Below are 13,552 nucleotides of genomic sequence, written 5' to 3' on the forward strand. Positions count from 1 at the left end.
CTTGATCTTTAACCTGTGCGGCGTGGACGCGGGGTCGTTGACTTCTTCGTGCGTGGCTTCGCGGAGCCTGGTCTGCCAACTGTGTGCACGTCATAGCGGGCAGTGGGCTGGTCGTTCCTGCGGCCGGGTGGGCGTCCTGGGCCGGGTCGGGCGGTTTTCGGTGCTCCGGCTGGGCAGGCGGCCTTGGTGCGGAGGTGCCGAAAGTCGCGGCGGACTCGTGCGGGGGTGAGCCTGTCGGGCGGGGCCGGCTTCTCCCACGGTCTGCGGAGGTCTGCCGCCAGTGGGCGTGCGAGCCGGAGCTGGGTGAAAGCGGCGAGGATCAGCCAGGTCCAGCGATCGGCGGCTTCGGGGCTGCGGATCTTCGGGCAGGTCCAGCCCAGGGTCTGTTTGAAGAGCCGGAAGGTGTGTTCGATGTCGAAGCGTCGCAGGAATGCCTGCCAGAGCAGGTCGACGGTGGTTTCGGTGGCGTCGGTGCCCGACCACCACAGCCAGACCGGCTTCGGTGTCGCGCCGCTGGGCAGGTGCTCGACCTGCAGACGGATCACGGTGCCCTCGATGACCGGCAGGGCACCCAGCTCGGCGGTCCAGGCCGAGCGGTGGGTCAGTCTCGGGTGGAGCCGGTCCCAGGCGCGTGCGGTGGCGGTGCCGTAAAGGCGGGTCGCGGTCACCGTCTGGGTGTCGGGTGTGTTCCAGGTGGCCGGGTCACCGAAGACGAACTCGCCGCCGTGGCGGGGCGGCCGCCCTCGGAGACCGGGCTCACGGGGTGGGATTGCGCGTCGCAGTACGCGGTCCGAGCGCATCCGGCCCAGCACCTGCACCGGCAGATCCTCCAGCAGGAAGGCCAGACGTGGCACGTCGTAGCCGGCGTCCACCACGATCAGGATCTCCGGGTCGGCGTCTTTCCACTGGCCGGCTGTGATGAGCCGTTCGACGAGCTCGCGCATCTGCCTGGCTGTGACGGTGGCGGCGTCGTCACCCGGTGCCAGACGTAGTGCGTCCAGTGGTGCGGTCCAGGAACTTCGGCCGCTCTCCAGCGCGCAGATCACCGAGTAGGGCCAGCCGGGAACCGGGATGTGCTGATCCTTGCCCCGTCCGTAGGTGTGGCACAGGATTCGCTGCGGTGAGGTGTGGGCGCTGGGCCGCAGCCAGCAAGTGAGGTCGGCGGCAAGGACCAGCCGGCCGTCCGCCGCCCTCGGCAGCGGGACCGTGGCCAGGGCCCGTCGCAGCCGGGCGACGTCGACCCGGCCCGCGGCCAGGGCGTCGTAGAGCCCGCCGTGTCCCCGCCGGTGTTCGCCGACCAGTGACAGTTCCACCAGGGACCGGACCGGCCCGTCCGCGCACAACACCGCGTCCACGAGTTCGAACAGTCCATCCGCACGCCTGGTCAGACAGGAGTAGAACTCACCCCGGAAGCGTGACAGTCCCGCAATCGGATCCTGCCGGACGACGTGATGCGACAGACTCATCCCCACGGCCTTCGTGCTGAGCGTTGTGTGTTCCTTGGTCGGATCACATGCTCAGCCGAAGGCCGCCCGCATGTACCGCAGTTACCAGTCCGAGTGATCAAGTACGACGAGCCGTTCGGACCTTCGAGGTTAAAGATCAAGTTAGCCTGGATTAAGGTTCGAGGTGCCGCGTCCCTGCGTGGTCGCTCACAGGTCTCGGGCAGGCAGAAACGGCGGAGTCAGGAGATGCAGGTGGAGGACACCTCGGCGGCTACCCGGGTACGCGAGCCGGCGATGACGGATGTGGCACGGCTCGCCGGGGTCTCCCACCAGACGGTCTCCCGCGTCCTCAACGGGCACCCCAACGTGCGGGAGCAGACGCGACTGCGCGTGCGCGCCGCCATCGCCGAGCTGGGGTACCGGCCCAACCGCGCCGCGCGCACCCTGGTGACCGGCCGGTCCCAGCAGATCGGCGTCGTGGCGCAGAACTCGACTCTGTACGGACCCACCTCGATGCTGGCCGCCTTCGAGCTGGCAGCCGCGACCCGGGGGTTCGCGGTGAGCGTGCGGCGGGTGCGGGTCCTCGACCGCTCGTCCATCGCCGCGGCGGTGGAGCACCACCGCGACCAGCGGGTCGCCGGCATCGTGGTCATCGCCCCCACCGCCTCGGCCGACGAGGCGCTGGCCGAGATCCCGGCCGACGTCCCCCTGGTGGCCGTCGACGGGGACCCCGGCCGGGGCGGTGCGCTGGTCACGGTCGACCAGGAGGCGGGCGCCTTCGCCGCCACACGGCATCTGCTGGACGCGGGGCACCAGACCGTGTGGCACATCTCGGGCCCGCCGGACTGGTTCGACGCCGCAGGCCGGGCCCGGGGGTGGCAGCGCGCTCTGCAGGAGGCCGGTGCGGAGATCCCGCCCGTCAGCTCCGCGGACTGGAGTGCGTCCTCCGGCTACCGTGCGGGCCAGATGCTGGCCCGCATGCCGGACGTGACCGCTGTGTTCGCGGCCAACGATCACCTGGCCCTCGGCGCCATCCGCGCCATGGCCGAGCGGGGCCGTAGCGTCCCTCACGACGTGAGCATCGTCGGTTTCGACGACGTGCCCGAGGCCGAGTTCTTCTCGCCCCCGCTGACCACGGTGCGCCCCGACTTCGACGGAGTGGCCGCCGAGACCCTCAGTCTTCTGCTGGCCCGGATCGAGGGCGAGACGGGGCCCTCGCTGCGCACTCTCAACCCCACGCTCATCCCCCGGGAGAGCGTCGCGGCTCCGCGCGGCTGAGCCGAGCCCTCGTCCGGTCTTTAGGGCACCCGGCCTGAGCACGCTCACATACTGAGGCATTCCCCGGTGTGGATGTCTTGACGCGCAGATTGTTAGCGATAACACTTCGGGTGTCCTTCTACGAACGATCAAAGGTGGCTTCATGGCCGACGAACCTGACTCCCTCGTAGTCGGTGTCGACTACGGCACGCTGTCCGGACGCGCCGTAGTGGTGCGGGTCCGGGACGGCGCCGAGCTGGGCACGGGTGTCCATGCCTACCGTCACGGCGTCATCGACCGGACCCTCCCCGCGACGGGGCAGGCCTTGCCGCCGGACTGGGCGCTGCAGGTTCCCGAGGACTACCTCGACGTGCTGCGGATCGCCGTACCGGCCGCGATCGCGGACGCCGGGGTCGATCCGGCCCAGGTGATCGGGATCGGGACCGACTTCACCGCCTGCACGATGGTGCCGACCACCGGCGACGGAACCCCGCTGTGCGACCTGCCCGAGTTCGCCGGGAATCCGCACGCCTACGTCAAGCTCTGGCGCCACCACGCCGCCCAGCCGCAGGCCGACAGGATCAATGACCTGGCCCGGGCGCGCGGGGAGAAGTGGCTGCCGCGGTACGGAGGCCTGATCTCCTCGGAGTGGGAGTTCGCCAAGGCGCTCCAGATGCTGGAGGAGGCCCCCGAGGCGTACGCCGCCATGGAACGGTGGGTGGAAGCCGCCGACTGGATCGTCTGGCGTCTCACCGGGGTGTACGTGCGCAACGCCTGCAGTGCCGGCTACAAGGGGATGTACCAGGACGGCGAGTACCCTGCCACGGACTTCCTCGCCGAACTGAACCCGGCCTTCGCCGACTTCGTGACGGAGAAGCTGGATCAGCCCATCGCGCGGCTCGGTGACCGGGCCGGCGGCCTGAGCGCCGAGGCCGCGGCCTGGACCGGACTGCCCCAGGGGATCGCGGTCGCCGTCGGGAACGTCGACGCACACGTCACCGCACCGGCTGCCGGCGCCGTGGAGGCCGGTCAACTGGTCGCGATCATGGGCACCTCCACCTGCCACGTCCTCAACGGCGACGCACTGCGCGAGGTCCCCGGCATGTGCGGCGCGGTCGACGGCGGCATCGTCGACGGGCTGTGGGGTTACGAGGCCGGGCAGAGCGGGGTGGGGGACATCTTCGCCTGGTACATCGACCACCAGGTCCCCGAGAGCTACCACGTTCAGGCCCGTGAACGCGGCGTCTCCGTCCACGAACTGCTCACCGAACTGGCCGCTACGCAGAAGGTCGGGGAGCACGGACTGATCGCCCTCGACTGGCACAGCGGCAACCGCTCGGTGCTCGTCGACCACGAGCTGTCCGGACTGGTGCTGGGACAGACGCTGTCCACCCGGCCCGAGGACGTCTACCGAGCCCTGTTGGAAGCGACCGCGTTCGGCACCCGCACGATCGTGGAGACCTTCACCGCTGCGGGCGTACCCGTCGACGAACTCATCATCGCCGGCGGTCTGGTGCGCAACCCGTTCCTGATGCAGCTCTACTCCGACGTCCTCGGCCTGCCGTTGTCGATCATCCGGTCCGCCCAGGGACCCGCCCTCGGGTCGGCGCTCCACGCGGCGGTGGCCGCGGGTGCGCACCTCGACGTCCGAGCCGCCGCGACCGCCATGGGCTCGGTCGACCGAGCCGTCTACCGGCCCCGCCCCGCGGAGGCCGACGCGTACGACCGGCTCTTCGCCGAGTACGTGGCCCTGCACGACCACTTCGGCCGGGGCGGCAACGACGTGATGCGCAGACTTCGCGCCATGCGCCGCTCCGCCATCGAATCCAAGGAGAAGTGATGGGCACCGCCGACATCGTGAAGAACCTCCGGCAGACCGTCGCCGACCTGCACCGCGAACTGACGCGCTACGGGCTGGTGATCTGGACCGCCGGAAACGTCTCGGCCCGCGTCCCGGGGGAGGACCTCATGGTCATCAAGCCCTCCGGCGTGTCCTACGACGACCTGGGCCCGGAGGCCATGGTCGTGACCGACCTGCACGGCAACCTGGTCGAAGGCGATCTGGCGCCGTCCTCTGACACCGCCGCCCACGCCTACGTCTACCGGCACATGCCCGAGGTCGGCGGCGTGGTCCACACCCATTCGCCCTACGCCACCGCCTGGGCCGCGCGCGGCGAGCCCGTCCCGTGCGTCCTGACCATGATCGCCGACGAGTTCGGCGGCGAGATCCCGGTCGGCCCCTTCGCGCTCATCGGCGACGACTCCATCGGCCGCGGCATCGTGGACACCCTGCGTGACAGCCGTTCGCCCGCCGTCCTCATGCGCAACCACGGCCCCTTCACCGTCGGCCGCGACGCCCGCTCGGCCGTGAAGGCGGCCGTCATGGTCGAGGACGTGGCCCGCACCGTCCACTTCGCCCACCAGCTCGGTACCCCGGAAGCCATCGACGCGGCCTCCGTGGACCGGCTCTACGAGCGCTACCAGAACGTCTACGGCCAGTGATCCCACGAGGGGAAGACCGATGAACGACACAACCCAGCCGCAGGTCTGGTTCCTGACGGGCAGCCAGCATCTTTACGGTGCCGAGACCCTGAACCAGGTCGCGGAGCAGTCGGCCAGGATTCAGGAGATGCTGGCCGACTCCGGACGGATCGGCGCCGGCATCGTGGGAAAGCCGGTCCTGACCGAGGCGTCCGCCATCAGGCGGACACTGGAGGCGGCCAACACCGACCCGGCCTGTGTCGGGGTGATCGCGTGGATGCACACCTTCTCTCCCGCGAAGATGTGGATCTCCGGGCTCGACGCGCTGCGCAAGCCACTGCTGCACCTGCACACGCAGCTCAACCGGGAACTGCCGTGGTCGTCCATCGACATGGACTTCATGAACCTCAACCAGGCCGCTCACGGCGACCGCGAGTTCGGCTACATACAGACCCGCATCGGGGTGGACCGCAAGACCGTCGTGGGCCATGTGTCCAACCCGGAGGTCGTCAAGCGGGTCGATGACTGGGTCCGTGCGGCCATCGGCCTCCACAGCATGCGCCACCTCCGCCTGGCCCGCTTCGGCGACAACATGCGCGACGTTGCCGTGACCGAGGGCGACAAGGTGGAGGCGGAGCTCCGGTTCGGCGTCAGTGTCAACACCTATGGCGTCAACGACCTCGTCGAGCTCGTCGACGCCGTGACCGCAGCGGAGATCGATGAACTCGTCGGAGAGTACTCCGAACTCTACCGACTGGCACCGGAGTTGATGCGGGGCGGAGATCGGCACTCCTCACTCCGCCACGCGGCCGCCATCGAGGCCGGCCTGCGCCAGTTCCTCGTCCGGGGCGGCTTCGGCGCCTTCACCACCAACTTCGAGGATCTCGGCGGCCTGCGCCAGCTCCCCGGTTTGGCCGTCCAGCGCCTGATGGCCGACGGATACGGTTTCGGCGGCGAGGGCGACTGGAAGACCTCCGCGCTGCTCGCCTCCGTGAAGGCCATGGGCGCGCGGGCCTCGTTCATGGAGGATTACACCTACCATTTCGGGCCCGGCACGCCCAGGACTCTCGGCGCCCACATGCTCGAGGTGTGCCCCTCCATCGGTGACGCCCAGCCGTCCTGCGAGATCCACCCACTGTCGATCGGAGGGCGTGAGGACCCTGTGCGTCTGGTCTTCGACGCCGCGCCCGGCCCCGCGACGGTGATCGGCCTGGCCGACATGGGCGACCGTTTCCGCCTCGTGGCCAACGACATCGATGTCGTCATGCCCGATGAGCCGCTGCCGTGCCTGCCGGTGGCCCGGGCGGTGTGGGAGCCGCGACCCTCTCTGTCCACATCGGCCGAATGCTGGCTGATGGCCGGCGGCCCGCACCACACGGTCCTCACCACGGTGGGGTCGGACGTGCTGCGTGACTTCGCCCAGATGGCCGGCACCGAACTGGTGATGATCGACGACAGTACGACGGCCCACGACTTCGCGGACCGTCTCCGCTGGAACCAGGCGTACCACCGGCTTGCCCAGCGGATGTGATCCCGACCGAAGCGTGAGCCGGGGCCGGTGCGTCGGGTCCTGCCGGATGGGACCGGGGTGGGGGCCTACTCGGTGAAGTAGGTCGCGTCGGCCCGGTCCAGCGCCGACTTCACCGGCTGCAGCTGCAGAAGACTGTCGTAGTGCCGCAGATAGCGGCCGGGGTAGTTGGACGACTCGAAGGAGAGGCCGGCCGACGTGTCGGCCAGGCCCGGCCTGCGGTGGAACGATGCGTCACCGGAGAAGAGAGCGGACCCGTCGTTCCGCTCCAGCCAGACCTCGAAGCCCTTGTGGCGCAGGTAGTGCCCGGGGAAGTTCGCTGACTCCAGAGAGACGGTGCCGTTGCCGGCCAGGCCGCTGACGATGCGGAACTGCGAGTCGGCGAGGTTGGTGACGTCCGGCTCGACGCGTGCCCGGAGACCGGAGTGCCGGATGTACCGGTCGGGGAAGTTGAACGAGGACAGCCGGACGGGCGTCGGGCCTTCGGCGACGGGCACGCCGAAGTTGGGGGTGCCGTCGCTGTTCCAGTACAGCTTCTGCATCCGCGTCTGCCGGTTGGGATCGTTCAACGGGTCACCGACGATGTCCCGATAGGTGCGGGAGTGGTAGACCAGGATGTCCGACGCTCCGTCCTCGGAGACGGTGAAGGAGTTGTGGCCCGGGCCGTACTGGCTCGTCGCCGTGTTGCTGGTGAAGACGGGGGTGGGCTTCTTGGACCAGGAGGCGGGCTTCATCAGATCGGAGGTTCGGTCGGCCGTCAGGAGCCCGAGGGAGTAGTTGCTGTCGGTAGCACTGGCGGAGAAGGTCATGAAGACCTTGTCGCCCTTGCTGATGAACGCCGGCCCCTCGTTGACCCGGTGGCCTATGGTCTCCCACGCGTGGGTGGGCGAGGCGATCCTGGCGGGGCTGCCGCTGATGGTCCAGGGGTTGGCCAGCCGGGCGATGTAGATGCCAGTGCCCTCGCCCACCGCGGGGTCGGCCTGCGCCCAGCTCAGGTAGCGGGTGCCGTTGTGCACGAAGGTGGTGGCGTCCAGGGAGAACGTGTTCAGCGGCAGGTTGATCCGGCCCTTCTCGCTCCAGGCGCCGGTGAGCGGATTGGCGGCCCCCGACTCGAGAACGTACGGACGGATCGCCCACGGGTCGTCGGCCGGGGCCGCGGCGAAGTAGACGTACCACTTGCCGTCGATGAAGTGGATCTCCGGAGCCCAGATGTGCGCGCCCATGTCGCCGCTGGCGTGCTTGGTCCAGATCGTCGTCTCCGAGGCGGTCGACAGCCCTTGCAGAGTGGTGGCGCGGCGCAGAATGATGCGGTCGTAGGCGGGGACGGTCGCGGTGTAGTAGTAGAAGCCGTCCGTGTGCTTGTAGATGTGCGGATCGGCGCGCTGCTGGGCGATCGGATTGACGAAGGTGGCCGCGGGGGCGGGAGGAGCCGCCGCAGCGGGAACGGGTATGCCGACCGACAACACGGCCAGGGCGGCCGACGCGGTGAACAGTCCGCGCGTTCTGGGTTGCCTCACGGGATTCTCCTTCGTCGATGATGCGAAGAGGGCAGCAGATCGGTCTCTGGCGCTCGCCTTGGGCGAGGGGAGTGCGAGTGCGGAAGGTGCGGCCATGCCTGCGTGCGCGGAAAACGGAGGCGTCGGGGGAGTTGCTGCTACGAGCCGTGCAGCCGTCCGCTCGGCGGTCGGCCTGACAGCGGCTCTTGGAGGACGGCGCGGTCACGGCGGCCCTTTTCTGACGACACGGCTCCTCCCGAGAACGAGTAGGGCGGGTACGGGGTGGGATCGGCCCGGCCATCACCGACGAGCGGCCGAAGGAGGCTGCGATCGGTGTGAACGTTAACAGCGCTCGTTCGTCGGCTCAATGCCCCGGAAACAACTCCTCGCGTCGGCTCTCCCTCGCGGCGGACGGCTCCCGGTCGCCGGGCCTGCCCTTGGTCGACTCGTCGCAGTCATCGAATATCACTAAATATCAGCATCGGCTGCGTCAACGGCGAGGCGACGTGGTGGAGGAGGGTGGTCCCGCGCTCTGCCTGTTCAGGCGTCAGGGAAGGTGAGCTACCGACCACCCCCGGAGTGTTATCGATAACAGAGGGGCTTGTCGGTGGCGGACGTGTGAGCTACGTTACGTGCTGCTCACCGCCGTCGGGTCCGGCGTTCGCACCGAAACGCAGGCAAGCTGCTCACGAGGGGTGTTCGCGGTTGACCGCGTCGGGCCGGTCAGCGCAACCGTCGCTGCCGGGTGACGGACACCGGGCGCTTTCTCGGCGATCGCGAGAACGACGGGTCCAGGTCGGCGAGCCCGGAAACATCGCTGCTCCACGGCGTCGTGCCGCGCACACGCATGATCTCTTCGCCCTGCCTGCCTCAGCGCATTGACCGCCTCGCAGAAGGCCGTGCCTGATGTCCCTGGGGAAAGCAGGCACGGACATCCCCGCCTCCCTGTGCCCGTCCGCCCCCCACGCGAATGGATTCCTCATGAGAAGACCTCGTCGGAGACGGTTCGCCCGCTGGCGCGCCGCGGCATCGCTCGCCGCCGCTGTGGTCGCCGCGCCCGCACACGCGTCCCCGCCCATCGACGCGGCAAGCAACGCGACTGTGGCCGCCGACGACGCGGGCTACGTCATGGGCTACTTCAAGGAGTCCCTCAACGGATCGGGCGACGTGAACGCCCTCCATCTGGCCCTGAGCACCGATGGCCTGGAGTGGACGCCACTCAACGACAACAAGGCGGTGCTGACCCCCACGGCCGGCGCCAAGGGCCTCCGCGATCCCTTCCTGTACCGGCTCAACGACGGTACGTGGGTGGCCGTGGCGACGGACATTTCCCGAGGTGGCGACTTCGCCGCGCCCAACCCGAACATCCACGTCTGGACCTCCCCGGACCTGGTGAACTGGTCCGCCGACCGGTTGCTCAACGTCAACCGGACCAACCCGGGCTCCTACAGCTGGGCGCCTGCCGTTCACTGGGACCGGAGCCGGCAGGCGTACGGAATCACCTACTCGACGGTCCCCGAGGGCAGCGGGTACTCGGTCATCGCGGTCGCGTACACCACCGACTTCCGCACCACCACCGCGCCCACGACCTTCTTCGACGGCGGCCCGGCGGGCGTCATCGACTCGCATGTGGTGACCGACGTCAACGGCATGAACTACCTGTACTACAAGGACCACGCGACCGGCGGACTCGTCGGCGCCCGGTCGGCCTCGTCGGCCCCGGGCAGCTTCAGACGCTACGGCGGCACTCTCGCCGAGAACCCGTGCACCGAGGCCCCGACCGTGGTTGAGTCCCTGACGTCCGGCACGTGGCAGGTCTGGGGCGACACCTTCTGCCCGAACGCGAGGTTCGATGTCTGGGAGGGGGACCTGGCGTCCGGTTCCTGGACGAAGCTCGACCGCAGGCGGTACACCGCGCCGTTGAACGCGAAGCACAACACGATCCAGCCCGTGACCGCCGCGGAGTACGACCGGCTGCTGCGGACGTACGGCGGCACGGAGGGAAGGCGGCTGAAGTCGTACAACTTCCCGGGCCACTACATCCGGCACGTCGACTTCGACGCCGGGATCGCCGAACAGCCGTCGGAGCCCCACCTCGACTCCGTATGGCGCCTGACGCCGGGTCTGGCCGACGCCGGGGGCGTCTCGTTCGAGTCCGTGAGCTTCCCCGGCCACTACCTCCGGCACCAGGGGTTCCAGGTCGGACTTCTCCGCGACGACGGAACGGCACAGTTCGCGCAGGACGCCACATTCCGTCGTGAGCCCGGTCTGGCGGACCCGAACTGGTCGTCCTTCCGCTCCCTCAACCACCCCGCACGCCATCTCCGGCACGCGGACTTCGCCCTGCGCATCGATGAGGCGGTGAGCGCCGGCGACCGTTCCGACGCGACCTTCCGCGTCGGGTACTGACCTTTCACCGATCCGCGAGGGGCCGACCCTGGGCCGTACCTCGCGCGTGGTCTGCGCGGGGAACGCCCCGGTGCTCGCCCCTGACCGCTTTCCCGCTCCTTTTGCCCTTCCCGCCAGCACGACCGACGCCCCCAGGAGGCACGGTGTCATTCGCTCGACAACGAACATCGGCAGGACGACTTCTCCTGTTCGCGGTGGCTCTCGTCACCATCATGAGCATCAACCTCATCGGTTCCGCCCGGTCCGAGGCGGCGCCCGGCCCCTCCTTCACCAATCCTGCGGTCGGCACGCCGAACAGCGCCGACCCGACCCTGGTGTACCACGAGGGCTTCTACTACTACGTCGCCACCACGTGGTCGTCCGACATCGTCATGCGCCGGTCGCCGACGCTGGCCGGTCTGCGCGACGCCCCGGAGCGCCTGGTCTTCCGCACCGGCGGGACCGCTATGTGGGCGCCGCACCTGGAGATGGTCGGTGACCGCTGGTACCTGTATTACTCGATCGAGCAGAGCGGCGGGCCCCGGAGAACGCACGTTCTGGAGAGTTCCGGGCGCGACCCGCTGGGGCCGTACACCGACCGCGGCATCATCGACCTCATGCCCGACAACGGCTGGGCCATCGACGCGAGTCTGCTCAAGCTCAACGGCAGCCTCTACATGACGTTCTCGGCATTCGCCCCGCAGGACAATCTGCAGTCGCTCTACATCGCGCCCATGGCGAACCCGTGGACCGCCGCGGCGACCGGGACGCGGATATCGGCCCCGACCCTGGCTTGGGAACGGCAGGACGGAGCGGTCAACGAGGGGTCGTTCGCCCTGCAGCGTGACGGGCGTACCTTCCTCACGTACTCGGCCAGTCACTGCAACGGCCCCAACTACAAGCTGGGCATGCTGGAGTACCGGGGAGGCAGTCCTCTCGCCGCCGCGTCGTGGACCAAGCACACCGAACCCATATTCCAGCGCGACGACGCCGCAGGCGTCTTCGGGCCGGGACACCACTCGTTCTTCTCCTCTCCCGACGGCAGCGAGACCTGGATCGCCTACCACGCGAACTCCTCGGCCAGTCAGGGCTGCGGCACTTCGCGGACGACCCGCGTGCAGAAGATCTCCTGGAATGCGGACGGCACACCCGATCTCGGCACCCCGGTGTCCACGTCGACCGTCGTCCAGGGGCCGTCCGGCGAGGCGGGCGCCGCCGCGACGCCGGTCGAACTCCGCAACAGGCACAGCCGCCTGTGCCTGGACGACCGTGACTGGGCGACCGCGCCCGGGGCTGCCGTACAGCAGTGGACCTGCAACGGGTCGGCGGTACAGGACTGGGCCATGACGCCGGTGAGCGGCGGCTACTACCAGATCCGCAACCGGCACAGTGGTCTGTGCCTGGACAACTACAACTGGGGGACCGCACCGGGCGCTGAGGTCCGGCAGTGGACCTGCAACGGGAACAACGCTCAACAGTGGCGCGTCAGTGCGGTGGGGGAGGGCTTCTCCACGCTCAGCAACCGGCACAGTGGTCTGTGCCTGGACAACTACAACTGGGGGACCGCACCCGGCGCTGAGGTCCGGCAGTGGACCTGCAACGGGAACAACGCTCAGCAGTGGAGCATCAGCTGATCGCTGGTTCCCCCGGCTCAGCGCCCGTGCCCCGTCGGCAGGACCGTCTGCCCTCAGCGACATGAACCCCGGTGGCTGCCGCTCGGCCGGCAGCCACCGGGGGTTGTCGTGGACGGGGTGCGCAGCAAGGCCGACGGGCCCCGACTCCTGCCCTGACGTGGTCAGTCCTCCGAGGGGGTGAGGCGCTGGAGCTCTGCCTGGGTCGACTTGAGCAGGTCGTTCCAGGCCGCTTCGAACTTGTCGACGCCTTCGTCTTCCAGTAGCTGGACGACTTCGTCGTAGGAGACGCCGAGGTTCTTGAGGGTGTCGAGGTCGGTGCGGGCCTGGTCGTAGCCGCCGGCGACGGTGTCGCCGGTGATCTCGCCGTGGTCGGCGACCGCTTCCAGGGTCGCTTCCGGCATGGTGTTGACCGTGTTGGGGGCGACCAGGTCCTCGACGTACAGGGTGTCCTTGAGGGAGGGGTCCTTGACGCCGGTGGAGGCCCACAGCGGGCGCTGCTTGTTGGCCTGTGCCTTGTCCAGGGCGGCCCAGCGGTCGCCCGCGAAGACCTCTTCGTAGGCCTCGTAGGCCAGGCGGGCGTTGGCCAGGGCGGCCTTGCCCTTGGCGGCCTTGGCCTCCTGGGAGCCGATGGCGTCCAGGCGCTTGTCGATCTCGGTGTCCACGCGGGACACGAAGAAGGAGGCCACCGAGTGGATGGCGGAGAGGTCCAGGCCCGCGGCCTTCGCCTTCTCCAGGCCCGCGAGGTAGGCGTCCATGACCGCGCGGTAGCGCTCGAGGGAGAAGATCAGCGTCACGTTGACGCTGATGCCCCGGCCGATCGTCTCGGTGATCGCGGGGAGACCCGCCTCGGTGGCCGGGATCTTGATGAGGGTGTTGGGCCGGTCGACCAGCCAGGCCAGCTGCCTGGCCTCGGCGACGGTGGAGCGGGTGTTGTGGGCCAGGCGCGGGTCCACCTCGATGGAGACCCGGCCGTCCTGGCCGCCGGTCGCCTCGAAGACCGGGCGCAGGATGTCGGCGGCGTCACGGACGTCCGCCGTCGTGATCATCCGCAGGGCTTCCTCGACGGTGACCCCGCGGGCGGCGAGGTCGGTGAGCTGCTGCTCGTACCCGTCGCCCGAGGAGATCGCCTTCTGGAAGATCGACGGGTTGGTGGTGACACCGACGACATGACTCTGATCGATCAGCTCGGCCAGGTTGCCCGAGGTGATCCGCTTGCGCGACAGGTCGTCGAGCCAGATCGCCACGCCCTCGTCGGAGAGGCGCTTGAGTGCGTCTGTCATGAGTTGCATCTCCTCCTAGTGGTATCTACCGGCGTCAGCGCGC

General features: G+C 69.1%; 9 protein-coding genes. 6 read left to right on the forward strand and 3 right to left on the reverse strand.

The features are described from left to right. Positions 1 to 8 precede the first annotated feature (8 nt). Positions 9 to 1,466, reverse strand: a complete 1,458-nt coding sequence (locus V9U70_RS07220) for an NF041680 family putative transposase (protein WP_336673638.1) — start codon at positions 1,464 to 1,466, stop codon at positions 9 to 11. 225 nt (positions 1,467 to 1,691) lie between these two features. Here V9U70_RS07220 and V9U70_RS07225 point away from each other — a divergent pair, with 225 nt between their 5' ends. From V9U70_RS07225 to araA, 4 genes are all read left to right on the forward strand, one after another. After that, positions 1,692 to 2,723: a LacI family DNA-binding transcriptional regulator gene (locus tag V9U70_RS07225; RefSeq protein WP_336673639.1), complete on the forward strand. Its 1,032-nt coding sequence runs from the start codon at positions 1,692 to 1,694 to the stop codon at positions 2,721 to 2,723. 142 nt (positions 2,724 to 2,865) lie between these two features. Beyond that, on the forward strand, positions 2,866 to 4,542 hold the full coding sequence (gene araB / locus V9U70_RS07230; protein ID WP_336673640.1) for a ribulokinase: 1,677 nt from the start codon (positions 2,866 to 2,868) through the stop codon (positions 4,540 to 4,542). Then, positions 4,542 to 5,204: an L-ribulose-5-phosphate 4-epimerase gene (locus V9U70_RS07235; protein ID WP_336673641.1), complete on the forward strand. Its 663-nt coding sequence runs from the start codon at positions 4,542 to 4,544 to the stop codon at positions 5,202 to 5,204. The genes araB and V9U70_RS07235 overlap by 1 nt, the downstream gene beginning before the upstream one ends. A 19-nt stretch (positions 5,205 to 5,223) precedes the next feature. Next, positions 5,224 to 6,714: an L-arabinose isomerase gene (gene araA / locus V9U70_RS07240; RefSeq protein ID WP_336673642.1), complete on the forward strand. Its 1,491-nt coding sequence runs from the start codon at positions 5,224 to 5,226 to the stop codon at positions 6,712 to 6,714. Between the two features lie 65 nt (positions 6,715 to 6,779). On the opposite strand, the gene V9U70_RS07245 is transcribed toward araA, so the two are convergent. Then, a complete protein-coding gene (locus V9U70_RS07245) occupies positions 6,780 to 8,228 on the reverse strand; it encodes a family 43 glycosylhydrolase (RefSeq protein ID WP_419723949.1) in 1,449 nt (482 codons plus the stop codon). A 960-nt stretch (positions 8,229 to 9,188) separates the two neighbouring features. On the opposite strand from V9U70_RS07245, the gene V9U70_RS07250 reads away from it, so the two are divergent. Both V9U70_RS07250 and V9U70_RS07255 read left to right on the forward strand, forming a co-directional pair. Further along, a complete protein-coding gene (locus V9U70_RS07250) occupies positions 9,189 to 10,616 on the forward strand; it encodes a glycoside hydrolase family 43 protein (protein ID WP_336673643.1) in 1,428 nt (475 codons plus the stop codon). Positions 10,617 to 10,828: 212 nt separating this feature from the next. Next, positions 10,829 to 12,229, forward strand: a complete 1,401-nt coding sequence (locus V9U70_RS07255) for a family 43 glycosylhydrolase (RefSeq protein ID WP_336673644.1) — start codon at positions 10,829 to 10,831, stop codon at positions 12,227 to 12,229. A gap of 161 nt (positions 12,230 to 12,390) precedes the next feature. On the opposite strand, the gene tal is transcribed toward V9U70_RS07255, so the two are convergent. Next, positions 12,391 to 13,509, reverse strand: a complete 1,119-nt coding sequence (tal, locus tag V9U70_RS07260) for a transaldolase (protein ID WP_336672899.1) — start codon at positions 13,507 to 13,509, stop codon at positions 12,391 to 12,393. Positions 13,510 to 13,552 lie beyond the last annotated feature (43 nt).

This window comes from Streptomyces pratensis, from assembly GCF_037137275.1.
Taxonomy (GTDB): domain Bacteria; phylum Actinomycetota; class Actinomycetes; order Streptomycetales; family Streptomycetaceae; genus Streptomyces; species Streptomyces pratensis_B.

Coding starts and splice junctions, on each gene's coding strand:
- V9U70_RS07235 (WP_336673641.1), top strand. CDS start 4,542: ATGGGCACCGCCGACATCGTGAAGAACCTCCGGCAGACCGTCGCCGAC.
- araB (WP_336673640.1), top strand. CDS start 2,866: ATGGCCGACGAACCTGACTCCCTCGTAGTCGGTGTCGACTACGGCACG.
- V9U70_RS07225 (WP_336673639.1), top strand. CDS start 1,692: ATGCAGGTGGAGGACACCTCGGCGGCTACCCGGGTACGCGAGCCGGCG.
- araA (WP_336673642.1), top strand. CDS start 5,224: ATGAACGACACAACCCAGCCGCAGGTCTGGTTCCTGACGGGCAGCCAG.
- V9U70_RS07250 (WP_336673643.1), top strand. CDS start 9,189: ATGAGAAGACCTCGTCGGAGACGGTTCGCCCGCTGGCGCGCCGCGGCA.
- V9U70_RS07220 (WP_336673638.1), bottom strand. CDS start 1,466: ATGAGTCTGTCGCATCACGTCGTCCGGCAGGATCCGATTGCGGGACTG.
- V9U70_RS07255 (WP_336673644.1), top strand. CDS start 10,829: ATGAGCATCAACCTCATCGGTTCCGCCCGGTCCGAGGCGGCGCCCGGC.
- tal (WP_336672899.1), bottom strand. CDS start 13,509: ATGACAGACGCACTCAAGCGCCTCTCCGACGAGGGCGTGGCGATCTGG.